Source organism: Mesorhizobium sp. M0051, from assembly GCF_040323235.1.
Taxonomy (GTDB): domain Bacteria; phylum Pseudomonadota; class Alphaproteobacteria; order Rhizobiales; family Rhizobiaceae; genus Mesorhizobium.
In genome coordinates this window covers 15,225-40,591 of sequence record NZ_JAMYUT010000004.1, presented here as the reverse complement: position 1 = coordinate 40,591, position 25,367 = coordinate 15,225, and the positions used below count along the sequence as shown (strand labels likewise).

The window sequence follows — 25,367 nt, the reverse complement described above, 5'->3', positions numbered from 1 at the left end:
CCTCCCGAAATAGGCCAGATAGAAACGATCAGCCACCCTTGCCGGTGATGCTGGTGATCTTCTGGATGAAGTCGTTCACCGCCCTGTCGAGCGCGGCGTTCTGCTTGTCGTCGCCGAAATCGGGCACAACAAGCGAAACATGCCGCGTCTTGCGCATCCCTGCGGCGACGGACATTTTGCCGGGATGCGCCTGATGGTAGGCGGCGAGAAACTGGTCACGCTCGGCCGGGCTGAAATGGCACACCGAAAATATAGCCGGCAAATGTTTGGACGGAATCGGGATCGAATAGGCCGGACTGGAAATCTGCGTGACGAAGCTGCGGTGTTTGCCGAGCGCGTCTGCAAGGCGCTGGCGCATGCCGGACGGACGCTGGTCGATGACGTTCGACAGGATCGTCTTGTAGGCGCGGATTGCCTCTTCGGAGCCGGGTTCGGGTTTCTTGTCGATCATGCCAGCCGCGCCTAAATCGAAACGTCGGCGATGGCCGCCTTGGCCATGGCGAGTTGCGCCGGAGCGACGGAAAGGTCGCGCAGGCCGGCTTCGAGCAGTGACGGGATCGAGGCGGGATCGCCGCCGGCATCGCCGCACAGGCTGACCGGGATTTCTTCACGCAGGCCAAACGCGGTCACGGCAGCGATCAGCCGCAGCACGGCAGGATGACGAACCGAATTCAGATGTGCCACCGCGGCATTGTCGCGGGCGGCCGCCATGACATATTGGGTGAGATCGTTTGAGCCGATAGAAAAGAAGTCGACCTCGGCAAGCGCTTCCGGCGCGATCGCCACCGAAGGCACTTCGACCATGATGCCGAGTGGCGGCATCTTTTGGGCGATGCCGCGCGCGGCAAGCGCGGCCTGTTCCTCAGCGAATATCGCCGCTGCCTGCCTGTATTCCTCAATAACGGCGATCATCGGGAACATCACCTTCAGACTGCCGTGCACGGCTGCGCGCAACAGCGCACGGATCTGTACACGAAAAACCTCCGGTCTTGCCAGCGACAGCCTGATGCCGCGCAGGCCAAGAAACGGGTTGCTCTCCTCGACGGTGAAGCCGGGCACCGGCTTGTCGCCGCCGGCATCGACGGTACGGATCGTCACCGGCTTGTCGCCGGCCCACTCCAGCACCTTGCGGTAGGCGCGATATTGCGTCTCCTCATCCGGAAGCGTCCTGCCGAAGAGGAATTCGGTGCGCATCAGCCCGACACCGTCGCAGGTGGCGATGTCGATGCTGTCGACTTCGGACGGGTCGGCGATGTTGACCTGCACGCGAACGGGCGTGCCGGTTCTGGTCACCGCCGGCCGTGCCAGGAAAGTCCCAGCCCGGTCGCGGCGCGCCGAGAATGATGACGACGATTGGCGAAAGGTGTCAATGTCAGCCTTGGAGGGTGACAGCACGATGCCGCCATGTTCGGCGTCGAGCAGGGCGATGCCTGAGGGGTGAGCCGGCGAAGCGCCCAGCCCGACGACCATGGGAACGCCGCGCGAGCGCGCCAGCATGGCGACGTGGCTGGCGGTGCTGCCTGCCTCCAGCGCGATGCCGCCGCCGCCGTTCCAGTCGGTTTCGAGAAAGCGCGTCGGCGCGATGTCCTCGCCATAGAGAATGGCGCCGACCGGTGCCTGGATGTCGCTGTCCTTGGTCAGTGCCCGCAGCACCTGGTCCCTTATGTCGCGTATGTCGGCGGCGCGTGCGTGGAAATAGTCCTGGTCCGAGGCATCGTAGCCGGCGATCTCAGCGTCGAGCGCCTGTCGCCACGCCACATCGGCGGGTTGACCAGTCTCGATCGCGGCAAAGGCCGGGCGGCTCAGTGCATCGTCCTCCAGCATGGCGATTTGAAATTCAAGAATGTCGGCGGCGTCTCCGTCGGCGGTTTGGATCAAAGCGGCGAGACGAGCCGCCGCACTGCCGATTGCGCTCTCGAGCGCGGCTTTCTCATCGTCGGCTGTTTCCTTGCAGACATAGGATGCGGCAATCCGGTCGAGATCGAACAGCGGCCCCTCGGCATAGCCGGCCGAGGCCGAAATGCCTTGCAGCCTAAGCGGTCCGGACATGGTCCGTGCCTTCGTCGAAATCGCGGCGCACCAGTTCGACTAGCGCGTCGACGGCATCATTGGCGCCGTCGCCGCTGGCCCTGATATGCAGTACCGTACCCTTCGGCGCCTTGGTCGCCATCACCTTGACGATGCTCTTGGCGTCGAACCACGGTCCGTTGGCGGCCAGCGCTATTTCCACCTCTGCGGCAAAAGTCTTGGCCAGCTTGGTGAACTTCACCGAAGGACGCGCGTGCAGGCCCACCTCGTGGGTGATCACAACGGTCGCTTCGGCGGATGCGGACATGTCTTCAGGCTTCCCGTTCGCTCACGACGGCGACAATTCATGCGCCGTCGCCACCACTTCCTTCAGCGAGGCGCCGCCGGAAGATTCGGTCGCCGCCATCACCGCGCCTTCGACGATCGGCGCGTTGCACACGATGATCTTTTGCGACCGTGGCTCGCCGATCATCTCCACCGCCATTTCACTGTTGGTCTCGGCGCCGCCGAGATCGACCAGGATGGCGACACCGGCCTCCGACCACGCCCTGTCGATGGCGCCCATGATCGCCTCGACATTGGTGCCGAGTCCGCCATGGCCGTTTCCGCCGCACCACGCAAGCGGCACTTCGTCGCCCACCATCTGCCGGACCATGTCGGCCGTGCCCTCGGCGACCAGCGGCGAATGCGAAACGATGACGATGCCGACATTGCTCATGGCTGACGTTCCAGCGTTTCGACGATCGTGCGTACCAGAAGCGCGGTCGAACGTGCGCCGGCATCCATGTGGCCGATCGAACGTTCGCCGAGGAACGAGGCGCGGCCACGCAGGGCCTTCATCGGCACGGTCGCCTTAGCCGCAGTGTCGGCGACATCGGCGATTTCCGATCCAGTCTTGCCCTCGACCAACGCGTCATGCACCGGCTGTAGGACGTCGAGCATGGTTTTTTGTCCAACCTGTGACTTGCCGCGCGCGGCCACCGCCTCGATCGCCTTGCCGAAGGCCGCGGTCAGATTGGTGCGATCGGGTTCCGCCGAAATTTCCTTGCCGAGCGCCATGAACAACGTTCCGAACAGCGGGCCGGAAGCGCCGCCGACCGTCATCACCAGCTTGGTGCCGATCGCCTTCAGGGCCTCGGGCAATGGCTTGGCAGCAAACATATCGGCCTCGGCCCGCACCGCCTCGAAGCCGCGCTTCATGTTCAGCCCGTGGTCGCCGTCGCCGATCGCCTGGTCGAGCGCCGTCAACTCTTCGGCGTGCTCGGCAATCGTGTCCGCGGCAGCCGTTATCAGTCCGGCAAGGTTCAGCGCCGCCATATCACCCGCATTCCTGGTTTCCACCTTTCCGGCAGTATCGAAAGAACGCTCATTCGACAACTGGAGCATGCATCAGGCCGCTTCGTGCAGCGCGGCGGCGGCCGCGAAGACCTCGGCCACCGCATAGGCGCCGGGATCCACAACACCTTGCAGCTTGCTGCCGACATAGGCGGATCGTCCGGCCTTCGCCTTCTCCATGGAGGAGGTAGCCTCTGCGCCGCGTCGGGCCGCTGTTGCAGCATCTTCCAGGCCATTGGCGTCGAGCGCTTTCAGGGCCGGTTCCAAGGCATCGACCATGGTCCGATCCCCAATCCTTGCACCGCCATAGAAGGTCATCCGCTCCAGGCCAGCTAGCAGCGCCTTGGCCAGTTTGGCCCCGCTGTCCAAACCCTGAGCCGCCGCCGTGAAAAAGATCGACAGCAGCACGCCGCTGGAACCGCCCATGGACGCGCTCAGAATGTCACCTATCGCACCAAGGGTCGCGGCAGGTTCGGCAAGCGGCAGCGTGTCGAGCCGTTCCAGCACGCTGCGTGCGCCGGTCGCTGCCGTCGAGCCGGTGTCGCCGTCACCCGCCTTGGCATCCAGCGCGTTCAAGGTGCCTTCGAGCGCGATCAGTCTTTCGCAGACCGTGACGATCAGGCGTCTGGTGTGTGCATCCTGGCTGGGCTTGCGCGCCGCATTTTGCCCGGCCGCTTTCGACATCGGCAAGACGGCGGGCGGTACAACAGGCTTGGCCGGCATCCAGGCATGCGGGCCGACTGGCGCCAGCAAGGCTGTTTCGCGTGCCGCGTCGAGCCGGATCAGCGACAGCGAGAAACCGTTCATGTTGAGCGCCGTCATCAGCGGGCCTGGGCCGATGGTCAGCTTGATCGCTTTGGCCAGCGGCGAAGCCAGCACCGCGTTGGCGATAACGGACATTTCGAGCGGTGGCACCGAGCCGAGATTGTTGATCAGCAGGGCGTAGCTGGCCGCAGGGTCGAGCCGTGCCGACAGGCGTTCGGCCATGACCGCGACCAGCCTGTCGGCGCTTTGCACCGCAATGCGCTCGACGCCCGGCTCGCCATGAATGCCGAGGCCGAGCTCGCCGTCATTTTCACCAAACCGGTCTTCATGCGGCTGACCGGGGATCGAGCAGGACGACAGCGACATGCCGAACGAAACGATATCCTTCGCCGCCGCGCGCGCGGCTGCCGCAACGGACGCCAGGTCATGGCCGGTTTCCGACAGATGGCCAGCGATCTTGTGCACGAACAAGGTGCCGGCAACGCCGCGCGGCTGGGTGATGTCAGGCAAAGCGATGTCGTCGGCGACGATCACCATCTCGACGCGAAACCCTTCGGCGCGCGCCTTCTCGGCCGCGAGGCCGAAATTGAGGCGGTCACCTGTGTAGTTCTTGACGATGAGCAGGCAGCCGCCCGGGCCGGTCACCGCGCGGATGGCCGCCAGCACCGCTTCGACGCTTGGCGAGGCAAAGATCTCGCCCGAGACCGCCGCTGTCAGCATGCCTTTGCCGACGAAACCGGCATGCGATGGTTCGTGCCCGGCGCCACCGCCGGAGACGATGCTGACCTTCGTCTTGTCCCAACCGGCGCGCAGCATGACCTTGATTTCGGGATAGCCATCGAGACGGGCGAGATCGCCCGCGCCAATAGTTCGCAACAGGCCCTCCAGCGCCTCGGTGACGATCGTTTCCCTGCGATTGAAAAAGTGCTTCATCGAATTCGTCCCGTACTAGCAAAGTCAAAAACTGGTGCTAAATCCTTGGCAGGCAAACACCGAAAACCGCTCACATCAGTCCGTTCACATCAGTCGTTGTCCATCGGCGCCAAAATACAGCGGCGACCGGTACCGGATCACCACTCTGTCGCCCTGCGCCAGGTCCGTGTCGGGATCGGTCAGCGTCACCAGTTTCTTGGGTCCCACCGTCACATGCAGGTGGTTCTGGTCGCCGAGATGCTCCACCCAGTCGACGACGCCGTCGGCATGGCCGTTGGCAGCCTTCTCGATCGCCAGATGTTCGGTGCGGGCGCCGATCGTCCTGGTTCCCGCCGGCGCGCCACTATCGGGCAGCAACCCCGTCGGCAGAAGATTGATCGCGGGCTGGCCTAGTCTTGCCGCGACATGCAGGTTGGCCGGCTCAGAATAGATCGTCCGCGGAGAACCGATCTGCACCAGTTCGCCATCGGCAAGGATGCCGATGCGATCGGCCATGGTCATCGCCTCGATCTGGTCATGCGTGACGTAGAGCATGGTGGCGCCGAGCTCGGTCTGGATGCGCTTGAGCTCGAGCCTGAGGTCCCCGCGCAGCTTGGCGTCGAGCGACGACAGCGGCTCGTCCATCAGATAAATCGACGGCTTGCGCACCAGCGCGCGGCCGATGGCGACGCGCTGCATTTCGCCGCCCGAAAGCTTGGTCGAGCGGTTGGCGAGCTTGTGATGGATGCGCACCATCCTCGCCACCTCCTCGACCCGGCGGCGGATCTGGTCTTCCGGCATTCTTCGCGCCGGCGAGCGCAGCGGGAAGGCGAGATTGTCGAACACCGACAGATGCGGATAGAGCGAATATTGCTGGAAGACGAAGGCGGTGTCGCGCTCGGCCGGCGATAGTGCGGTGGCGTTGTGTCCGCCGATTTCGATCGTGCCGGAATCCGGCCGCTCCAGCCCGGCGATGAGCCGCAGCGTCGTCGTTTTGCCGGCTCCGGTCGGCCCGAGCAGCACGACGAACTCGCCATCTGATATATGCAGGTCGAGGCCGTTGACGGCGGCATGATCGCCAAAACTCTTGGTCACGTTCCTGATGCGCACGTCAGCCATGACGGGCCCTCCGCTCAGAGGCCACATCGTGGATGGCGGTTCTCACCGCCCGGCCGGATCCTTTCTCGAACAGCGACAGCCGCGCGCTGCTCAGCGTCAGGCCGACATGGTCGCCGGCGGAGAGCCGGATTTCGGCCGGCACGCGTGCCTTGATGATGCCGTCCGCCGTCTCCACCGCCACGATCTGCGTGGTGCCGAGATATTCGGTGCCGTAGATGGCGCCGCGCAGCTTCGAGCTATCGTCGAAGCGGATGTGTTCCGGGCGGATGCCGAGCGCCATATCGCTGGGTACGATGTCCTCGCGGACCTCCGGCACCGCCACTTTCGCACCTTGCACGACAATCTCCCTGGCACCCTTGGCAAGTCCGCCGCCGAAGCCCAGAAAATTCATCGGCGGCGAGCCGATGAAGTCGGCGACGAACATGGTCGCCGGGCGGTCGTAGATTTCGCGAGGTGTGCCGAACTGTTCGATGACGCCATGGTTCATCACCGCGATCTTGTCGGCCATCGACATCGCTTCCATCTGGTCGTGCGTAACATAGACGGTCGTGGCGTGGATGCGGTTGTGCAACTCGCGCAGTTCATGCACCATCAGATCACGGAATTCGGTGTCGAGCGTACCAAGCGGCTCGTCCATCAGGAAGCATTTGGGCCGCCGCACGATGGCGCGGCCGAGCGCCACGCGCTGGCGGTCGCCACCGGCAAGGCCGGAGACGGATTTGTCGAGCAGGTGGTCGATGCGCAGCAGCTTCGCCGTCTCCTCGACCCGCGTGCGGATCTCAGCCGACGGCATGCCTTGCGCCAGGAGCGGAAAGCCGATGTTCTTGCACACGTTCATGTGCGGATAGAGCGCGAACAGCTGGAAGACGAAGGCGATGTCGCGCTCGCGTGCCCGCAGCATGGTGACATCGTCGCCGCCAAGCAGGATCTGGCCGCCGGTCGGCAATTCGAGCCCGGCAATCATGCGCAATGTCGTCGTCTTGCCGCAGCCCGACGGCCCGAGCATGACGAAGAATTCGCCATCCTCGACGACGAAGTTGGAATCCTGCACGGCGACGAAATCGCCGAAGGCCTTTCTCAGGTGCTGGACGCGAATTTCGGCCATGATTATTCCGGGAATTTCGAGACGACGATGAACATCACGGTGCCGGCGAGCATGGTGATGAAGGAATAGGTGTAGAGCGACAGCGCGAAGGGCTGGAACAGCATCAGGAAGCCGATGGCGATCAGCGCCGTGGCGATGTTTTCCATCAGCCCGCGCCTGGCCCAGCGAGGCCATGATGATTTCCTGGAGTTGGCGGCGCGCGTCATACGTAGCCTTCCTTTTCCACGTCCAAAGGGAGAGATGGCTGCCAGGTGGTTCCCCCACTCCGTCGCTGCTTCGCAGCGCCACCTCTCCCCCCTCCGGAGGGAGAGGAAGGGAGCCTGGCTGAATTAGGTTCGCGCCCTTCCTCTACCCCGTCGATCGGGGGAGAGGTGTCGAGCGAAGCGCGACGGAGTGGGGGTCGACCTGGCGCGGCGCCAGACGATACATGTGCCCGCTTGCCATGCGCGCTATCGCTAAATGCTAAGCGTTCGCAAATGTGTCGATCCCGTAGCCGTAAACGAGGAGAAGGGAAACGGTGACACCGGCGGTCTCTTATTCCCACATCAATCATTTGCGCACCGCGCCGAAAGTGATGCCGCGCAGCAATTGTTTGCGAAGCAGGATTGTGAAGACCAGGATCGGCACCAGGAAGATCGTCGTGCCGGCCGCCACGGCAGGCCAGTCCTGGCCGCCTTCGCCGATGATGGTCGGGATGAAGGGCGGCGCGGTCTGCGCCGTGCCGGAGGTCAGGAGCGCTGCGAAGGCATATTCGTTCCAGGCGAAGATCAGGCAGAAGATGGCGGTCGCGGCGATGCCGGTCGTCGCCTGCGGCAGCACGGTGCGCCAGAACGCCTGCAGCCGCGTATAGCCGTCGATCATCGCCGCTTCCTCATATTCGCGCGGGATCTCGTCGATGAAGCCTTTCAGCAGCCATACAGCCAGCGACACGTTGACCGCCGTGTAGAGCAGGATCATGCCGAGAGCGGTGTCCGACAGGCCAAGCTCGCGGTACATCAGGTAGATCGGAATGGCGACGGCGATCGGTGGCATGAAGCGGGTCGACAGGATGAAGAACAAAAGGTCGTCGGCGAGCGGCACCTTGAAGCGCGAGAAGCCATAGGCCGACAGCGTGCCGAGGAACACGGCGCAGAAGGTCGAGCCGAAGGCGATGATCAGTGAATTGACGAAGCGCGGCAGGAAGTTGGACGGGCCCGCGATGACCATGTTGCGCTTGCGCGTGGTCTCGTCGCAGAAGCCGGTCGCCGGACCCAGCGAGTTGATGTATTCGGGCGTCTGCCGGGTCCGCGTCGTGAACAGGTTGCAGTAGCCTTCTAGGCTAGGCTGGAACAGGATCTTCGGCGGATAGGCGATCGAATCCGGCGGCGTCTTGAAGCTGGTGGCGAATATCCACAGCAGCGGCACGATTGAGATCAAAGCATAGGCAATGATGATCGCGCCGGCGATGCGCTTCGAGTTGACCGAGGGTGCGACGACCGAGTGGGCTGTGGTCAGGCTCATCTCTGCTTCACCTTGTTGAGCGCCTTGACGTAGATGTTGGCCAGCCCGAACACCGCGACGAACAGGATGATGGCGAAAGCCGAGGAATAGCCCGTACGCCAGCTCTCGAAGGCCTGCCGCTTCAGAGTGATCGAGGCGACTTCGGTGGTTGAGCCCGGCCCGCCTCCGGTCAACAGGTTGACCATGTCGAACATCTTGAAGTTCTCGATGCCGCGAAACAGCACCGCCAGCATGATGAAGGGCAGCGCCATCGGCAGCGTGATCGACCAGAACTGCCGCCAGTTTGAGGCGCGGTCGACCTCGGCCGCCTCATAGATGTATTCGGGGATGGAGCGTAAGCCCGCGAGGCAGATCAGCATCACATAGGGCGTCCACATCCAGGTGTCGACGATGATGATGGACCACGGCGCCAGCGACACGTTGGAGAGCATCTGGATATCCGTTGGCGGGATCCTCGTGACGAACGAGATGGCATAGGCGAACAAGCCGATCTGCGGCTCGTAAAGGAAGCGCCAGAAATTGCCGACCACCGCCGGCGACAGCATCATCGGCACCAGGATCAGCGTCGTCCAGAAGGCATGGCCGCGGAATTTCCGGTCGATCAGCCAGGCCAGCGTGAAGCCGATCAGCGTCTGCAACAGGATTGTCCAGAACACGAAATGCGCCGTGGTCTGCATGGCGAGCCAGATATCCTTGTCGCCGAGGATGCGCTGGTAGTTGGCAAAGCCGAGGTTCTTCACCACTTCGTTCGGGCGGTTGGCCCGGTAGTTGGTAAACGACAGGTAGATCGCCCAGAACAGCGGGAAGATGTTGATGGCGAGCAGCAACAGGATCGTCGGCGAGATGAACAGCCAGGCGAGGCCCTTGTCGCTGATGCCCCGGACCTTGCGGGCCAACGGTTCCGGGGTCGCCCGGGCAACGTTCTCCGCGGTCCGATTGAGCATGGTCAGTCCTGCTTCGGTCACTTGGTCGTCTCTGTCATGGAATTTATCTGAACCGCGTCCCGTGCCAAGGGCGGCACGGGACCAAGAGCATGATGCTGAAAAGTGTGCAGCGGTTTTCGGACGACATCATGGTCTCTCTTTTTTTATCCCTGGAGGCGGATGATTTCTGGTCGATTCGACCTGAAAATCATCCGCCTCCAGGGGCCTAGCTCGGGAGGAGCCGATTACATCTTGCCATCGTCCTGGAAGACCTGCGTCCAGTCTTTGACGAGACCGTCGAGTGCGTCCTTGGCCGATCCCTGGCCGGCGACGACATAGTCGTGGAAGCGCTTTTGCGAGGCCTGCAGCAGCGGTGCGTAGCTGGGCTCCGCCCAGAAGTCCTTCACGATGGCCATCGAGTCGAGGAAGGTCTGTGCGTAGGGCTGGCTGGCCGGGAAGGCCGGATCCTTGACCACTGCGTTGAGGCAGGAATAGCCGCCGAGCGACCACCACTTGGCCTGCACGTCCTTGTTGGCGAACCACTTGATGTATTTCAGCGCCGCTTCCTGCTTGTCGGAATAGGACACCACCGAGATGCCCTGGCCACCGAGTTGGGCGAACTGCTCGCCGTCGGGACCCTTCGGGTTGACGAAGTAGCCGATCTTGTCGCCGCCGACATTCTCGTCCTTCTGCAGGCCGGGCCATGTGAAGGCGAAATTCATATGCATCGCCACCTGGCCCGATTTGAAGGCATCGACACCTTCGCCCATGTAGCTGTTCGAGGCGCCTGGCGGCGTGCAGCAATCATAGAGCGCCTTGTAGAACTCCAACCCCTTCACCGACTTGTCGGAGTTGACGAAGCCTTCCATCTCGTAGGGTTTCTTGGGGTTCTCGTATTGGAAGCCATGGCTGTAGAGTACATCCATGGCGCCCATGGTGATGCCTTCAGAGCCGCGCTCGGTATAGATCGAGGCGCCGTAGACGGTCTTGCCGTCGATCTCACGCTTCTGGAAGAATTCGGCGACCTGCTTCAGCTGGTCGAAGGTGGTCGGCGGGCCGAGATCCCAGCCATACTTCTCCTTGAATTCCTTCTGCAGTTCCGGCTTGGAGAACCAGTCCTTGCGATAGGTCCAGCCGACGACGTCGCCCATGGCCGGCAGCGCCCAGTAGTTCGGCGTGTTCTTGGGCCATTCCGAATAGCCGACGACGGTTGCCGGCACGAAGTCGTCCATGCTGATCTTCTCCTTGTCGAAGAAGTCGTTCAGCTTGACGTAGTGGCCGTTCTCGGCGGCGCCGCCGATCCACTGGCTGTCGCCGATGATCAGGTCGCACAGCTTGCCATGCGAATTCAGCTCGTTGAGGAACCGGTCGGCATAGTTGGTCCACGGCACGAATTCGAATTTCATGCCGATGCCGGTTTCCTTGGTAAAATCCTTGGACAGTTCGACAAGCGCGTTTGCCGGATCCCAGGCGGCCCAGCACAGCGTCAGGTCTTCAGCGTGCGCGACGTTCGAGACGGCTGTCGACGCTGTAATCGCCGAGGTGAGTCCCAACGCCAGTTTCAATCTCGATTTCATGCCTTCCTCCCATTTGCGAAACGCGTCCGGATGACGGTTTCAAAAGCCCTCAACCCCTCTCCTCAGGGGCCCAAACATGGCGGCGCGGCAGCGCGGCAGATGTTTAGTAATTTGTTTAGTGGTGCAATTTTTACTAAACAAGGCAAGCGAATTCGTTGCTGCGCCGCAACATGCCGGGGGCGGTGTCTGAAAACGTTGGAAAAAGTGCTGCTCGCTCGTCGGGCGTTCGAAGCCCTGCAGCCGATTCGGATCAGGACGGAGCGGCGCCTCGCCTATCGGTCGACCCGCTTGGTGCTCACCATGACCGACCGGATCGGTGGCGCCGGCGGCAGCAGTTCGCGGATGTCGGCGAAGGGGAACAACGGCTCGAAGCGGAAGGCCTCGGCCAACGAACCTTGCGCACCGTTGCACTGACCGGAACGGAAGAGATTCTGCGTTCGGGTGGCATAGACGAAGCGCTCCGGATCCTGTGATCGATGTGCCCGGATCGCCTTGACCTTGAGAGCGGCATGCGCGGAAATGTCGACATAATGCGTCGGCGAAAAACCGGTACCGCCCATCGTGTCGGCATGCAGCACCGGGACCGTGAACGACGCCGCGATGCGCACGCCGTCGGAAAGCGCGCGATGGTCGGCGTGATAGTCGTTGGGCGCATGCGTGATCGCCAGATCCGGCCCGGTCTCGCCGATCAGCATTTTCAGCGCACCGATCAACGCCGCATCGGCCACCAGTTCGCCGTCGGGAAAGTCGAGGAAGCGCAGCGTCGCCCCGAGCAGCGCGGCCGCGGCCGTCGCTTCTGCACGACGAACGCGAGCGAGAATTGCGGGACCGCTCGTGCCGCCCCTGGCACCATCCGTGGCTATGGCAAAAGTGAGTTCTGCGCCTTGCGCGGCGTAGGCGGCCATCGTACCGAACATGAAGATCTCGATGTCGTCCGGATGCGCACCGAGCGCCAGTATTTTCAAACCACTCTCTCCCCGGAAATGGAAAAACGTGCCGAACGGAATCCTGCTCGCCCTGATTGCCTATGCAAGCTATTCGGGCAGCGATGCCGTTGTCAAAAGCTTGGGCGGACAGCTGACGGTCTTCGAGATCGGATTTTTCATAACCCTGTTTGCAGGTTTCTTCCTCTTTTTCACGCGCCCAGCGGACGAACGCTGGCGTGATTTCTGGCGCACAAGACGGCCTTGGGCGGTGCAGTCGCGTGCGTGGGCGGGAATCGCTTCCGGCGTGCTTAGCGTCTATGCCTTCACAACCATTCCGCTGGCGGAGTGCTACGCGCTGATCTTCCTGGCGCCGCTCTGCGTCACCATTCTCTCCGTGGCGATTCTCGGGGAGAAGGTTGGCCCGTGGCGCTGGCTGGCAGTGGTCGCCGGCTTTGCCGGCGTCATGCTGGTAGTGCGGCCGGGGTTTCGGGAGCTTAACCTTGGCCACCTTGCCGCCTTCGGCGTCGCCTTCCTCGCCGCCACCAGCGTCATCCTGATGCGCTCGCTGGCGCAGCAGGAAAAGCGCACGACGATGCTGGGCGTGCTGGTCGGCTACGGCCTGGCGTTCAACGGCATCGGCGCCGCGGCCACCACGTTCACCGTTCCCGACGGAAAGCAGCTGGTGTGGCTGGTGATGGCCGGCGCCTTCACGGCAGGCGGACAATTCCTGCAGCTTCTGGCCATGAAATACGCACCCGCCAACCGCGTCGCGCCGACGCATTACTCGCAGATCGTCTGGGCGGTGATCCTTGGCGCGTCGTTCTTCCAGGAATACCCCGACGGGCTGACGCTGGTCGGCCTGGCGGTCGTCGGTGGAGCCGGCCTGCTGACCATGGTGCGCGAGGAAGCGCGGCTGGGTACCGTGCGCTGGAACCCGTTTTCCCGCACCCGGCTCTGAGCCGGCACCGGTTGCACGGCGACCGTCAGCGCTGATATGCGGACGCGATGACGACAAAGCCCTTGCCCGAGCTTCCTGTTTCCGCCGTGCTGCCGGCGCTGCACGAGGCGCTCGGCCATGGCAACAGCGCCGTGCTGGTGGCGCCGCCCGGCGCCGGCAAGACGACGCTGGTGCCGCTGGCGCTGCTCGGCGCATCCTGGCTGGGCACCGGCAAGACCGTGTTGCTCGAACCGCGCCGGCTCGCCGCCCGCGCCGCCGCCCGCCGCATGGCCGAATTGCTTGATGAGGAGCCCGGCGCCACCGTCGGCTACGCAATGCGCATGGAGAACCGCACCTCGGCAAAGACCAGGATATTGGTGGTCACCGAGGGCGTGCTCGCGCGCATGATCCTCGATGATCCCGAACTGCCCGGCGTCTCGGCTGTCATTTTCGACGAATTCCACGAGCGTTCGCTCGACGGCGATTTCGGTCTTGCGCTGGCGCTCGACGTGCAGGGTGCGCTGCGGCCGGATCTGCGGCTGCTGGTGATGTCGGCGACGCTCGACGGCGCGCGCGTCGCCAAACTTCTGTCGGGCGCCCCGGTGATCCAGAGCGAGGGTCGCGCCTTTCCTGTCGACATCCGCCATGACGAGCGCGCCGCTGGCACCACCGTCGAGGACGCCATGGCCAAGGCGATCCGCGCCGCCCTTGCCGATGAGAGCGGCAGCGTGCTTGCCTTCCTGCCCGGCCAGCGCGAGATCGAACGCACCGCCGAGCGGCTGGCCGGCAGGACCGGTGCCGATACCGACATCGTGCCGCTCTACGGCATGCTCGACGGCAAGGCGCAGGATGCGGCGATCAAGCCAGCGCCTCCAGGCCGCCGCAAGGTGGTGCTGGCGACGTCGATTGCCGAAACCTCGATCACCATCGACGGCGTGCGGGTCGTCATCGATTCCGGCCTGTCGCGGCTCCCGCGCTACGAGCCGGCCAGTGGCCTCACCCGGCTGGAGACCGTGCGCGTCAGCAAGGCTTCCGCCGACCAGCGCGCCGGCCGTGCCGGGCGCACGCAAGCTGGCGTCGCCGTCCGGCTGTGGCGGGCCGAGCAGACGGCAGCACTCGCCGCCTTCACGCCACCCGAAATCCTCGAGGCGGACCTATCCGGCCTGTTGCTCGACTGCGCCGCCTTCGGCGTCGCCGATCCGACAAGGCTCGCCTTTCTCGATCCGCCGCCGGCGCCGGCGCTCAACGAGGCCCGGGCGCTGCTGCGCGCGCTGGATGCCATGGACGAGGCGGGCCGCCTGACGGAAGCGGGCACGGCGATTCGCAAGCTCGCTTTGCCCGTACGGCTGGCACATATGGTCGCCGAGGCAGCGAAGAGCGGCCATGCCTTCGAGGCGGCCATGCTTGCCGTGCTGCTCACCGAACGCGGCCGTGGCGGCGATGGAGCCGACCTGGAGCGGCGACTGATGCGCTTTCGCTCGGAACGATCGCTGCGCGCCACCGCCGCGAGGCAGCTCGCCGAGCGGTTGGCGAGACAGGCCTTACCCTCCCCCTCGAGGGGAGAGTCGGCGAGCGAGCAGCGCGCAGCGACGCGAGGGAGACGGGGTGGGGTCGCCGATGGCGTGCCCGAACCGACCCCACCCCGATCCGCTACGCGGATCGACCCTCCCCACAAGGGGGAGGGTCGAGCCGGTCCCCTGCTCGTCCACGCCTGGCCGGATCGCATCGCCAAGGCGCGTGGAGAGCGCGGCCGTTTCGTGCTGGCCAATGGTTCGGGCGCCATGCTCGACGCCGCCGATCCGCTGGCGGGCGAGCCGTTTCTGGTCGTCGCCGACCTGCAGGGCAAGGCGCAGAATGCGCGCATCACGGCGGCGGCGGCAATTAGCGAGGACGATGTCCGCGCAGCACTTGCCGGCAGGATCGAAACACGAAGGCAAACGAGCTTCGACCGCGACAAGCGTGCCGTGCGCGAGCGCGAAACCGTGCGCCTCGGCGCGATCACGCTTGCCGAGCGCATGCTGCCGCCGCCAACCGGCACAGATGCCGATCAGGCCATCCTTGATGCGGTGCGCGAGCACGGGCTGTCGCTGCTGACCTGGAGCAAGGAGGCGCAAACGCTGCGCCAGCGGCTTGGCTGGCTGCATCGTGGCCTTGGCGCGCCCTGGCCCGATATGGTGGATGCCGCCCTCATCGAGCGCCTCGACGACTGGCTGCTGCCGTTCCTGTCCGGCGCGGCAAATTTTGCCGCCATCGATGCGGGCGTCGTCTCGACCGGACTGGCCACACTCGTGCCGCACGATCTCCAGCGCAAGATCGACACGTTGGCGCCAACCCATTTCGATGTTCCGTCAGGCAGCCATGTGCCGATCCGCTATGACGGCGAGTGGCCGGTGCTGGCGGTTCGCGTGCAGGAGCTGTTCGGCCTCGATCGCCACCCCGCCATCGCCAATGGCACCGTGCCGCTGACGCTCGAACTCCTGTCGCCGGCGCACCGGCCGATCCAGACGACACGCGACCTGCCCGGCTTCTGGCGCGGCTCCTGGGCCGATGTGCGCGCCGACATGCGCGGCCGCTATCCCAAGCATGTCTGGCCCGAAAATCCGCTGCTCGCCGCCGCCACGGCCCGGGCAAAACCCAGAGGTACCTAGCGCTTGCCGTCCCGCGGCTGTATTTCAGGCCATGACCAACGTTTTGCATTCGCCCGATTTCCAGCAGAGCCAGAGACTGCGCCTCAACACCCTGATCCGTCTGCGTTGGCTTGCGATCGTCGGACAGAGCGTTGCGGTTCTCGTCGTTGCCTATGGCCTGAAGTTTCCGCTGCCGGTCAGCCTGTGCTTTGCGCTGATCGCCTGTTCGGCCTGGATGAACCTGTTTCTCGCCTTCCGGTTTCCGGCGGCGCACCGGCTCACCCCACTTGCGGCCTTCGGCATCCTCATCTTCGACAGCCTGCAGCTTGCCGGCCTGCTCTACATGACCGGCGGCCTCACCAACCCGTTCTCGCTGCTGATGACCGTGCCCGTCGTCATCTCGGCGACATCGCTGCCCCTGCGCCTGACGGCTATCCTCGGCGGGCTGGTGATGTCGGCGGCGACCTTGCTGGTCTTTGTCCATCTGCCGCTGCCCTGGCATGAGGACGCGCCGCTGGAGATGCCCTTCATCTATGTCGCCGGCATGTGGATGGCGGTGCTGTCCTCGATCGCCTTCACCGCCATATACGCCTTCCGCGTGGCTGCCGAAGCAAGGCTTCTTGCAAATGCGCTCGCCGCCACCGAGTTGGTGCTGCAGCGCGAGCAGCACCTCTCGGCGCTCGACGGGCTTGCCGCCGCGGCCGCTCACGAGCTCGGCACGCCGCTGGCCACCATCGCGCTTGTCACCAAGGAGATGGAAAAGGCGCTCGGCAACGATCCGAAATACGGGGAAGACATGAAGCTGCTTCGCTCGCAGAGCGAGCGCTGCCGCGAAATCCTCAAGCGCCTGACCAGCCTGTCGTCCGAGGGCGAGGCGCATCTTTCGCGGCTGCCGTTGACCTCGCTGGTCGAGGAGGTCACCGCCCCGCATCGCGATTTCGGCATCTCGATCAAGCTTCGGCCTGGCGAGCGCATCGGGCCCGAGCCGGTCGGGCGCCGCAATCCGGGCGTCATTTACGGCCTCGGCAATCTGGTCGAGAATGCCGTCGATTTCGCCCGCAAGAGCGTCACCGTAGGCTGGAGCTGGAACGAGGCCACCGTCACCTTCTCGATCATCGATGACGGACCGGGCTTTCCGGCCGAGATCATCGACCGCATCGGCGAGCCCTATATGTCGACGCGCCAGGGCAACGAAGCCGGCGGCGGCCTGGGTCTCGGCCTGTTCATCGCCAAGACCTTGCTCGAACGCTCGGGCGCGACGCTCGATTTCCGCAATTCGAGCGGCCTGGGTGAGGGCGCCGTGGTACAGATTTCGTGGCCGCGTGGTGTGTTCCTCAATCCGGAAATCACTTCGGCCAGCATGTTCGACACCGCCTGAGAGCCTTGAAGGAGCTCTAAAAATTGGACAATGAGGCTTGGGAACTATATCTGCGTAAAATTAAGGCAGCAGGAATTTTGAGACTATGACAGGCGACGAAAATATTGGCGCAATGGTTGAAGGCGAAGACACCTCGCTGCTCATCGTCGATGACGACAAGCCGTTCCTTACGCGCCTGGCCCGCGCCATGGAAACCAGGGGATTCGTCGTCGAGACGGCCGAGAGCGTCGAGGAGGCGGTTGCCAAGGCACGCGCCAATCCGCCCGCCTACGCCGTGGTGGACATGCGGCTCGGCGATGGCAACGGCCTCGACGTGGTCGCGGCCATCCGCGAAAAGCGCGACGATTCCCGCGCCATCATCCTGACCGGCTACGGCAACATCGCCACCGCGGTGACCGCGGTTAAGCTCGGCGCCGTCGATTACCTCTCCAAGCCCGCCGACGCCGACGATATTTTCGCTGCACTCACCCGCACCGCCGGTGAGCGCGCGGCGCCTCCGGAAAACCCGATGTCGGCCGACCGCGTCCGTTGGGAGCATATCCAGCGCGTCTATGAAATGTGCGAGCGCAATGTCTCGGAGACCGCGCGCCGGCTCAACATGCATCGCCGCACCTTGCAGCGGATACTGGCCAAGCGCGCACCGCGCTAAACCGAGCGTCGTCATCCTCGGGTCTGCGCCGCCTCGCTTCGCTCCTTGCTCCGCCATAGCATGACGAAGTGATGGGCGTTTCGGCCAGTCTCCGAGGTATGCGATCTGCCAACGCGAACAGGTGTCTTGCGTCCCCAGCGACACCTGCGCAACATTGCGAGTGACGCGGCTTAACGGAGGCGACATGCAGGATTTGAAGCAGCGGCCGGTTTCCGTCCTTCGCGAATTTCTCGATAGCGAGGCGGCCGGCGGCATCATCCTGATGATGGCGGCGGCTCTGGCTCTGATCGTCGCCAATTCGCCGCTCGCCGAAGCCTACTTTTCCGCTCTTCATGCCTATCTCGGCCCGCTCAGCGTGTCGCACTGGGTCAATGACGGACTGATGGCGGTTTTCTTCCTGCTCGTCGGGCTGGAGATCAAGCGCGAGATGCTGGATGGCCAGCTCTCCACCTGGCCCCGGCGCGCCTTGCCCGGCATCGCCGCCGCCGGCGGCATGGTGGTTCCGGCGCTCGTCTATGTCGCCATCAACCGCGACAATACGGCGGCACTGTCAGGCTGGGCGATCCCGACCGCCACCGACATCGCCTTCGCGCTCGGCGTGCTGTCGCTGCTCGGCAGCCGTGTGCCGGCTTCGCTGAAGGTGTTCCTTACAGCACTTGCCATCATCGACGATCTCGGCGCCGTCATCATCATCGCCATCTTCTACACCAGCGGACTGTCGCTCACCTATCTCGGCGCCGCTTTCGCGGTCATCGCCGCGCTCGTCGTGCTCAACCGCATGCGGGTGATGACGCTGCTGCCCTATCTCGTGCTGGGCGTCGTCCTGTGGGTGCTGGTGCTGAAATCGGGCGTCCATGCGACGCTTGCCGGCGTCGCGCTGGCGCTGACCATTCCGCTCGAACGCTCCGCCGGGATCGGCCACGATCTCGACCATTCGCCGCTGCACCGGCTCGAGCACGGCCTGCACAAATTAGTGCCCTTTGTCGTCATCCCGATCTTCGGCTTTGCCAATGCCGGCGTTTCGCTCGCCGGCCTGAGCTTCGGCGCGCTGATCGAACCGTTGACGCTGGGTGTCGCCGCCGGCCTCGTGGTCGGCAAGCTGGTCGGCGTGTTCGGCTCGTCGGTACTTGCCATCCGGTTCGGGCTTGCCGATCTGCCCGTCAATGCCGGCTGGGCGCACATGATCGGCATCTCGCTGCTGTGCGGCATCGGCTTCACCATGAGCCTGTTCATCGGCCTGCTCGCCTTCGCCAGTGACGTGGCATTGCAGGATGCGGTCAAGGTCGGCATCCTCGCCGGCTCCTTCGTCGCCGCTATCTTGGGTGCTGCAGTGCTTTTGATGGCGCCGGCCGAGGATGGCCTGGAAGAGAGCGAAGGATAAGGCTTACTCGCTCTCACCCTCGAGCGCCGGCACCGACACTCCGGCAAGTTCGGCTGCCAGCAGCCGTGACGCGCCGGCCCGCGCGATCCGCAGCATCAGCGCCTTGCGCGTTGCCGCCGCCATGCGGTGCTCGGGCGCATCGCGCATGATCTCGGCGCCGTAGCCGTCGGAAAGGATGAAGCCGCACTCTTCGGGAAAGATCTCCGAGGGCACGCCGGGATGGGTGGCGAAGAAGAAGCGGTCGGAGTGCAGCCGGTAGTCGGGCCATTTGCGGTCGACCCTGAAATCCTCGATCGAGGATTTGATCTCGATGATCCAGATGTCGCCCTGCCGCGTCAGTGCGACGAGGTCGGCACGGCGGCCGGTGGCCAGCGACAGCTCCGGCAGCACATGCGCGCCCATCTCCATCAACAGCCGCTGCACGCCCCGCCGCACCAGCATGGCGCGTTCGGACTGGCGACCGTCGATGAGTGGGTTGATTGAGATGGGGGAGATAATGGGCATGGCGACACCATGCCAGATTCTGTTCACGGTTTGAACCCACTTTCCGGGCAACTACCGATTGACAAGCCCCGCGTATAGGAATATAATCCTAAAATAGCATTATTGCCAACAGAGAGAAGCAACGTCATGCCCCAAACACCATGGGAAGTCCTGATGATGGGCCTGCGTTGGATCGCATCTCTGATTGGTGCCTTCCCATTTGCGAGGAACGGCTCAAAGAAGCCTGATATCCTGGAACGCCCTAAAGAAGCCGTATCATCCCCTTGCGCGGTTCATATCGGCGCACCCGGGTTCGCCAACTCGGCGACAAGCCAAGGTCGCCAGGAAGTGGCCGGCGCATGCCGGTGGGGCGGCATTGCCGAAGCCGCGTCGGCCACTGCGGCGACTTTGGGGGTATGCCGCCTCACCAGACTAGCATCCGGCGACAAGGGCGAGAGCCTTGGTAAAAACCGTACCATCGAAGTCCGGAAGGCGCTCTCGCTCATCGCCTCGTTTCATTCCATCCGAGGAATGGCGGCCTTGCTTGCCTGCGATCTCGCTTCGGCCTTCGGCGACGCTTCATGCAGGTGCCTGGAACGGTCGCACCCAGGCGATTTCAATTTTGACAGGGCCCGGGCCACCGCGGCGCCTCGTTCGTTTCCCCCTGATGACTGCCGCCAGCAACAGGCGCATAGCCTCTCTTTAATTTAGCTAGAGCGCATATAAGGAAAAAGTGGTATTTTAGGCGGCAGCCGGAGCTCCCCCATGACACCCCGCTCCGGTCAGGCCCGGTAGCGGTCCACCCAAAGGAAAGGCTGCCGGGCCGCTGTCTTCCATCAACAGCCAGGCAAACGGGGCCAAGACCTGAGGTCCACTCACAAAATCTGACAGTCCGGAGATGTCCATTGGACGTGCCTCAGTTGGCCGAGATGTAAGTCGCGTCGACCCTGCCACCAAAGGAAGTGCCGGTCATCAGGATGACAACTCGCCCTCGCGCTCAAATGATAGTCGTTGCCAAAATGGCCGACGCGGATGCCGGTGAGACAACATTGCCTAATCGCGTCGGCCACCTGCGGCGGATTTAGGATTGCCGCCTTTCAAGTTTAGCGCGGCTCAAAAGGTGGGCAATGCGCCTCCCGGCTTGGTTATGATCGTACAATCGAACCCCCTGTGCGAGTCCCCGTGTGCCTTTTTGCAACTAACCCATGGCCCCCTCGTTGAGCCAATGCCGGGTTGATCCCCTGGCACTCCAGAAACTGCCCGCCGCCCTGCAGCGGCGGGCCTTTTTGGCCTGATCGAGTCTAGCCGACAGCGATAGCGCAGGCCCGGCGAATGCGGAGGCCTTCCTGTTTGCCGCGCGTGTCGGTCAGAAGCGGATCCAGAAGGATCTGCGGAAACACCTGCGGCGCCAGTAACCGTAACGCCAATAGCGACGGCAAACTCTTCTCCAGACGCGACGACGGCGGCGGTGCCACCTGCGATGCCGCACGAACTCGATGCCGTCAGGACCATCCTGGTCCAGGATATCGTCGGACGGTCGGTCGAGTTCATCGAGAATGCCGGGTCCCGTATTCGGGATGCCGGCCAACGCAGTGGCAGGACGCGCAAGTGCGACCACGGTCGCGGCCCCGGCCATTCCTAGCATTCCAGTCAGAAACAATCGCCGATCCATGCCAACCTCCGTCGTTGATCATTGCGACAAGGATGAAATAGTGCGGTCGAATGACGCGCCCAGATATGGAAGGAAATTGTGACGATCGAACTGCCGCGCCGGCGGCGACGGGCTTTCTTGGCGCCGGCTTGACAATCCGTGCGCCAAGGCACCGCTCGAGCCTTGTCGACGCGAGGTTCCTTATGCAGGCGCCGGGGCACGCTTGTCGCTGAGCAACGCCGCCCCCGCCATGTCATCGAGGATCGGGCAATCCGGCCTTTCGTCGCCATGGCAGGCGTGGATCAGCTTCTGCAAGGTCGAGCGCATCGACTGCAGTTCGCGCACCTTCTCCTCGATCGCCGTGACATGGGCGGCGGCGATCTCTCGCACGTCGTGGCTGGCGCGGTCGCGGTCCTGGTAGAGCGCCATCAACTGGCGGCAATCATCAATGGAAAAGCCGAGATTGCGCGCACGGCGCAAAAAGGTCAGCCGGTGGATGTCGTCTTCGGAATAGTCGCGGTAGCCGTTGACGGCGCGCGCCGGAGCGATCAGGCCGATCTCTTCATAGTAGCGGATGGTCTTGGCCGGCAGGCCGGAACGGTGGGCGGCGTCACCGACATTCATGACAGTTCTCCTCGATTCCTGATGAAGCCGTGGGCGCGGCCATTGAATTTCCTCCACAATCCTGTGAAGGCTGTTGCCAAAATGCCATAGTGGCACGCTTACCGGCACGTCAACTTCGGCATATAGGCATCGCGCGCTTGGCAAGCAAAGAAAATGCCAGCATGAATGATTGCGAAACAGCGGCCGACTCGTGCCGCCGAAGTTGGGGCGGGGCACCGGATCACCTGATGCGCATGAAGTCGTTTGCTATCGTCGCCGCACTGGCGCTGTCCACTGCTATCGCCGGTTGCAGCACCATCGGCTCGCAGATTTTTTCCAACGACTATGGCGCGGTTACCGACGCCGGTTACCAGCTGCCGCGCGTCCCGATCGAGAAAGTGCCGTTGAAGTACCATCGGCAGGAAGTGAACTACGACAGCCCGGAAAAGCCGGGCACCATCATCGTCGATACGCAGAACAAGTTCCTCTATTTCGTCGAAGCTGACGGCCGGGCTATTCGCTACGGCATCGGCGTCGGCCGCGAAGGCTTCGAGTGGCACGGCACCGCCCACATTGCGCTCAAGCGCGAATGGCCGACCTGGACGCCGCCGAGGCAGATGATTCAGCGCCAGCCCGAATTGGAAAAATTTGCCGGCGGCATGGAGCCGGGCCTGAAGAACCCGCTCGGTGCGCGCGCCATGTACCTGTTCAACAAGGGCGGTGATTCGGGCTATCGCCTGCATGGCAGCCCGGAATGGAATTCGATTGGCAAAGCGATGTCGTCGGGCTGCATCCGCCTGATGAATCAGGACATTATCGACCTCTATGACCGCGCCTCGGTCGGCGCCAAGGTCATTGTTCTTTAGACCATGATCCCGAGAAACCGGTACCGGTTCTCGGAAAAATCATGATCAGATAGAGGCAGCTTTCGTACGCGGACCGTCTAGGCAACAACGGACGTCCCAAACAGAAAACCGGGCACTTTGGCCCGGTTTTTTGTTTTTTGCGATGGATCGAGTTTGTTAGCCGGCAAGGCGGCGAGCTGAACCGTCAAGAAACCTGTTCGACCTGCTGCACTTCCGGCACGAAGTGGCGCAGAAGGTTCTGGATGCCGTGCTTCAGCGTCGCCGTCGACGACGGGCAGCCGGCGCAGGCGCCTTTCATGTGCAGGAACACCGTGCCGTTCTCGAAGCCGCGGAAAGTGATGTCGCCGCCATCCTGGGCAACCGCCGGGCGCACGCGCGTATCGAGCAGTTCCTTGATGGTGATGACCAGTTCCTCGTCAGCCTTGTCGTAGAACTCGCCGGTCAGGCTGGTCTCGGCGGCAGGGCCGGCCTTGGCCATGACAGGCGCACCGGACATGAAATGTTCCATGATGGCGCCGAGGATCGCCGGCTTCAAATGCTGCCAGTCGGGGCCATCCTTGGTCACGGTGATGAAGTCATAGCCGAAGAAAACACCGGTAATGCCGGCAATTTCAAACAGCCGGCCGGCGAGCGGCGAGGCAATTGAGGCGCTCTCGGCATCGCGGAAATCGGCGGTGCCTTCCAGAAGCACTTCCTTGCCGGGCAGGAATTTCAGCGTCGCCGGGTTTGGCGTCGATTCGGTCTGGATGAACATGGCCGTCTCCGTGCCCGTTTCGGGCAGCTAGTTTGGAATAATTCTAAATAGGCCCAATCCGCTGGACATTCAAGCGAAACGCATCGTCGGAACGGCTGGCTGGCGGAATGTTTTTGCGCCCCCGGGAGGTGATCGAAGGTGTGTTGAGGTTCAAGTCAGGCCGCCCTGACATCGATACACCTCAGGCGAGGCTGTCGATCTCTTCATCCGAAAGGTTCTGCGGCACGACCGTCACCGGGATCGGGAAGGCGGCACCCTTGCCGGCCACGGCGCCGACCAGCGGGCCCGGGCCCTCCTTGCCCGCACCGGCGGCCAGCACCAGGATGGCGATGTCCTGGTCTTCCTCGATCAATTTGTGGATCTCTTCCGTCGGCTTGCCTTCGCGCACCACCATCTCCGGCTCGATGCCAAGCTTCTGGCGCACCTTGCTGGCATAGCTGTCGAGTGCCGCGCGCGCCGTGGCGTTCGCCTCCTCGCGCATGATCTTCTCGACGCCCAGCCAGTGCTGGAAATCGTCCGGCTCGATGACGTAGAGCAGCACCAGCGTGCCGCTGGTGCTCTGCGCCCGCTTCGAGGCGTAGGCGACGGCGCGCTCACACTCGGGCGTGTCGTCGATGATCGCCAGGAACTTGCGGCGATGGCCGGCTTCGCGGCTGAGGCGTTTGGAGACCATGTCTGTGTACTCGGTGTTACTGAGGCCGCAATCTGCCACCGCCGCAGACCGGCGGCAAGCCGCCGGCCTAGGGCCAGTATGGTGCAGTGCGACAGCGAGAGATCAGGCCTGCAGCAGCCCGATGATGTCGCGCACGGTCTTCATCGTCGCCTCGGCCAGCACGCCGGCGCGCTCGCCGCCGTCCCTGAGCACCGCGTCGACATAGGTGCGGTCGTCGGAAATGCGGCGCATCTCGCTGGCGATCGGCGCCAGTCTTTCCACCGCAAGGTCTGCCAGTGCCGGCTTGAACACCGAAAACTGCTGGCCGGCGAACTCCTTGAGCACATCGGCCTTGGACATCTCGGCGAGGCCAGCATAGATGCCGACCAGGTTTTCCGCCTCGGGCCGGGCGGCCAAGCCGTCCAGTTCGCTCGGCAACGCTTCCGGGTCGGTCTTGGCCTTGCGGATCTTCTTCGAGATGGCATCGGCATCGTCGGTCAGGTTGATGCGCGACAGGTCCGACGGGTCCGACTTCGACATCTTCTTAGAGCCGTCGCGCAGCGACATGATGCGCGCCGCCGGCCCGCCGATGACCGGCTCGGTCAGCGGGAAATAGCCGTTCACGGTCTCTTCCCCGACCTGCATCTCGACGCCGACGCCAAGACGGGCGATGCGGTCCGAAAAATCGTTGTTGAATTTCTGCGCGATGTCGCGGGTCAGCTCCAGATGCTGCTTCTGGTCCTCACCCACCGGCACATGCGTTGCACGATAGAGCAGAATGTCGGCAGCCATCAGGGAGGGATAGGCAAGCAGGCCGAGTGACGCGTTCTCGCGGTCCTTGCCGGCCTTGTCCTTGAACTGCGTCATGCGGTTCATCCAGCCGATACGCGCCACGCAATTAAAGATCCAGGCAAGCTCCGCATGCTGCATGACCCGCGACTGGTTGAAGACGATGTGCTTCTTGGGGTCGATGCCCGAGGCCAGGAACGCCGCGGTGATCGACCGCGTCTGGTCGGCGAGGTCTTCATAAACGAGTTGGGCGGTCAGCGAATGCAGGTCGACGACGCAATAGATGCAGTCGGAAGTGTCCTGCAGGGCGACGAATTTCTTGATGGCGCCGAGATAGTTGCCGAGATGCAGATTGCCGGTCGGCTGGACGCCGGAAAAGACGAGTGGCTTGAATGCGGTCATGATTT

General features: G+C 63.6%; 26 protein-coding genes. 8 read left to right on the top strand and 18 right to left on the bottom strand.

All coding sequences use genetic code 11. The features are described 5' to 3' along the window. Nucleotides 1-28: 28 nt before the first annotated feature. From NKJ90_RS05655 to NKJ90_RS05595, 13 genes are all read right to left on the bottom strand, one after another. Nucleotides 29-451 (bottom strand): hypothetical protein, encoded by a 423-nt coding sequence (locus NKJ90_RS05655; protein WP_023761518.1) that lies wholly within the window; start codon nt 449-451, stop codon nt 29-31. 11 nt (nt 452-462) lie between these two features. Next, nucleotides 463-2,049: a phosphoenolpyruvate--protein phosphotransferase gene (gene ptsP, locus NKJ90_RS05650; protein WP_023761519.1), complete on the bottom strand. Its 1,587-nt coding sequence runs from the start codon at nt 2,047-2,049 to the stop codon at nt 463-465. After that, a complete protein-coding gene (locus NKJ90_RS05645; protein ID WP_023761520.1) occupies nt 2,033-2,335 on the bottom strand; it encodes an HPr family phosphocarrier protein in 303 nt (100 codons plus the stop codon). Before NKJ90_RS05645 ends, ptsP begins: the two co-directional genes overlap by 17 nt. Nucleotides 2,336-2,356: 21 nt before the next feature. Next, nucleotides 2,357-2,746: a dihydroxyacetone kinase phosphoryl donor subunit DhaM gene (gene dhaM, locus NKJ90_RS05640; RefSeq protein ID WP_023761521.1), complete on the bottom strand. Its 390-nt coding sequence runs from the start codon at nt 2,744-2,746 to the stop codon at nt 2,357-2,359. After that, nucleotides 2,743-3,345, bottom strand: coding sequence for a dihydroxyacetone kinase subunit DhaL (gene dhaL / locus NKJ90_RS05635; RefSeq protein ID WP_023761522.1), 603 nt, complete (start codon nt 3,343-3,345; stop codon nt 2,743-2,745). The genes dhaM and dhaL overlap by 4 nt, the downstream gene beginning before the upstream one ends. 72 nt (nt 3,346-3,417) lie before the next feature. Continuing rightward, nucleotides 3,418-5,061, bottom strand: coding sequence for a dihydroxyacetone kinase subunit DhaK (locus NKJ90_RS05630; RefSeq protein ID WP_023761523.1), 1,644 nt, complete (start codon nt 5,059-5,061; stop codon nt 3,418-3,420). Between the two features lie 84 nt (nt 5,062-5,145). After that, nucleotides 5,146-6,159: an ABC transporter ATP-binding protein gene (locus NKJ90_RS05625; protein WP_023761524.1), complete on the bottom strand. Its 1,014-nt coding sequence runs from the start codon at nt 6,157-6,159 to the stop codon at nt 5,146-5,148. Continuing rightward, nucleotides 6,152-7,264, bottom strand: a complete 1,113-nt coding sequence (locus NKJ90_RS05620; protein ID WP_023761525.1) for an ABC transporter ATP-binding protein — start codon at nt 7,262-7,264, stop codon at nt 6,152-6,154. Before NKJ90_RS05620 ends, NKJ90_RS05625 begins: the two co-directional genes overlap by 8 nt. A 2-nt stretch (nt 7,265-7,266) precedes the next feature. Further along, nucleotides 7,267-7,470 carry a hypothetical protein gene (locus tag NKJ90_RS05615; protein ID WP_023761526.1) on the bottom strand — a complete coding sequence of 68 codons (204 nt, stop codon included), beginning with the start codon at nt 7,468-7,470 and terminating at the stop codon, nt 7,267-7,269. A gap of 343 nt (nt 7,471-7,813) precedes the next feature. Then, nucleotides 7,814-8,764: a carbohydrate ABC transporter permease gene (locus NKJ90_RS05610; RefSeq protein WP_023761527.1), complete on the bottom strand. Its 951-nt coding sequence runs from the start codon at nt 8,762-8,764 to the stop codon at nt 7,814-7,816. Then, nucleotides 8,761-9,708, bottom strand: coding sequence for a carbohydrate ABC transporter permease (locus tag NKJ90_RS05605; RefSeq protein WP_032907930.1), 948 nt, complete (start codon nt 9,706-9,708; stop codon nt 8,761-8,763). The genes NKJ90_RS05610 and NKJ90_RS05605 overlap by 4 nt, the downstream gene beginning before the upstream one ends. Nucleotides 9,709-9,932: 224 nt before the next feature. Then, nucleotides 9,933-11,264, bottom strand: coding sequence for an ABC transporter substrate-binding protein (locus NKJ90_RS05600; RefSeq protein ID WP_023761529.1), 1,332 nt, complete (start codon nt 11,262-11,264; stop codon nt 9,933-9,935). Nucleotides 11,265-11,536: 272 nt separating this feature from the next. Further along, on the bottom strand, nt 11,537-12,229 hold the full coding sequence (locus NKJ90_RS05595) for a PIG-L deacetylase family protein (RefSeq protein WP_352485777.1): 693 nt from the start codon (nt 12,227-12,229) through the stop codon (nt 11,537-11,539). A 28-nt stretch (nt 12,230-12,257) separates the two neighbouring features. Between NKJ90_RS05595 and NKJ90_RS05590 the strand changes: the two genes are divergently transcribed. The 5 genes from NKJ90_RS05590 (at nt 12,258) to nhaA (ending at nt 19,162) form a co-directional block, all read left to right on the top strand. Continuing rightward, nucleotides 12,258-13,148 carry a DMT family transporter gene (locus NKJ90_RS05590; protein WP_352485776.1) on the top strand — a complete coding sequence of 297 codons (891 nt, stop codon included), beginning with the start codon at nt 12,258-12,260 and terminating at the stop codon, nt 13,146-13,148. A gap of 47 nt (nt 13,149-13,195) precedes the next feature. Next, entirely contained in the window at nt 13,196-15,775 is a 2,580-nt protein-coding gene (gene hrpB, locus NKJ90_RS05585) for an ATP-dependent helicase HrpB (protein WP_023762756.1), read from the top strand. A gap of 31 nt (nt 15,776-15,806) precedes the next feature. Then, the gene (locus NKJ90_RS05580; protein ID WP_023762755.1) at nt 15,807-17,132 is read left to right on the top strand and encodes an ActS/PrrB/RegB family redox-sensitive histidine kinase; all 1,326 of its coding nucleotides are present in this window, start codon (nt 15,807-15,809) and stop codon (nt 17,130-17,132) included. A gap of 85 nt (nt 17,133-17,217) precedes the next feature. Continuing rightward, nucleotides 17,218-17,781, top strand: a complete 564-nt coding sequence (locus NKJ90_RS05575; protein ID WP_023762754.1) for an ActR/PrrA/RegA family redox response regulator transcription factor — start codon at nt 17,218-17,220, stop codon at nt 17,779-17,781. A 184-nt stretch (nt 17,782-17,965) separates the two neighbouring features. Continuing rightward, nucleotides 17,966-19,162, top strand: a complete 1,197-nt coding sequence (nhaA, locus tag NKJ90_RS05570; protein WP_023762753.1) for a Na+/H+ antiporter NhaA — start codon at nt 17,966-17,968, stop codon at nt 19,160-19,162. A gap of 3 nt (nt 19,163-19,165) precedes the next feature. Here nhaA and NKJ90_RS05565 read toward each other — a convergent pair whose 3' ends face one another. Next, nucleotides 19,166-19,666: an MmcB family DNA repair protein gene (locus NKJ90_RS05565; RefSeq protein ID WP_023762752.1), complete on the bottom strand. Its 501-nt coding sequence runs from the start codon at nt 19,664-19,666 to the stop codon at nt 19,166-19,168. Nucleotides 19,667-19,819: 153 nt separating this feature from the next. On the opposite strand from NKJ90_RS05565, the gene NKJ90_RS05560 reads away from it, so the two are divergent. Further along, entirely contained in the window at nt 19,820-20,356 is a 537-nt protein-coding gene (locus NKJ90_RS05560) for a hypothetical protein (protein WP_031261310.1), read from the top strand. Between the two features lie 769 nt (nt 20,357-21,125). After that, nucleotides 21,126-21,287, top strand: a complete 162-nt coding sequence (locus tag NKJ90_RS05555; RefSeq protein WP_023762749.1) for a hypothetical protein — start codon at nt 21,126-21,128, stop codon at nt 21,285-21,287. Nucleotides 21,288-21,497: 210 nt separating this feature from the next. Here the strand turns inward: NKJ90_RS05555 and cueR are convergent, their stop codons facing one another. Continuing rightward, entirely contained in the window at nt 21,498-21,920 is a 423-nt protein-coding gene (cueR, locus tag NKJ90_RS05550) for a Cu(I)-responsive transcriptional regulator (RefSeq protein WP_023762748.1), read from the bottom strand. Nucleotides 21,921-22,147: 227 nt separating this feature from the next. Here cueR and NKJ90_RS05545 point away from each other — a divergent pair, with 227 nt between their 5' ends. Next, entirely contained in the window at nt 22,148-22,765 is a 618-nt protein-coding gene (locus NKJ90_RS05545; RefSeq protein ID WP_023762747.1) for a L,D-transpeptidase, read from the top strand. Nucleotides 22,766-22,949: 184 nt separating this feature from the next. Here NKJ90_RS05545 and NKJ90_RS05540 read toward each other — a convergent pair whose 3' ends face one another. The 3 genes from NKJ90_RS05540 to trpS form a co-directional block, all read right to left on the bottom strand. Beyond that, the gene (locus NKJ90_RS05540; RefSeq protein ID WP_023762746.1) at nt 22,950-23,519 is read right to left on the bottom strand and encodes a NifU family protein; all 570 of its coding nucleotides are present in this window, start codon (nt 23,517-23,519) and stop codon (nt 22,950-22,952) included. A gap of 181 nt (nt 23,520-23,700) precedes the next feature. Then, nucleotides 23,701-24,192 (bottom strand): universal stress protein, encoded by a 492-nt coding sequence (locus NKJ90_RS05535; protein ID WP_023762745.1) that lies wholly within the window; start codon nt 24,190-24,192, stop codon nt 23,701-23,703. Nucleotides 24,193-24,294: 102 nt separating this feature from the next. Continuing rightward, nucleotides 24,295-25,362, bottom strand: coding sequence for a tryptophan--tRNA ligase (gene trpS / locus NKJ90_RS05530; protein ID WP_023762744.1), 1,068 nt, complete (start codon nt 25,360-25,362; stop codon nt 24,295-24,297). Nucleotides 25,363-25,367: the final 5 nt, after the last annotated feature.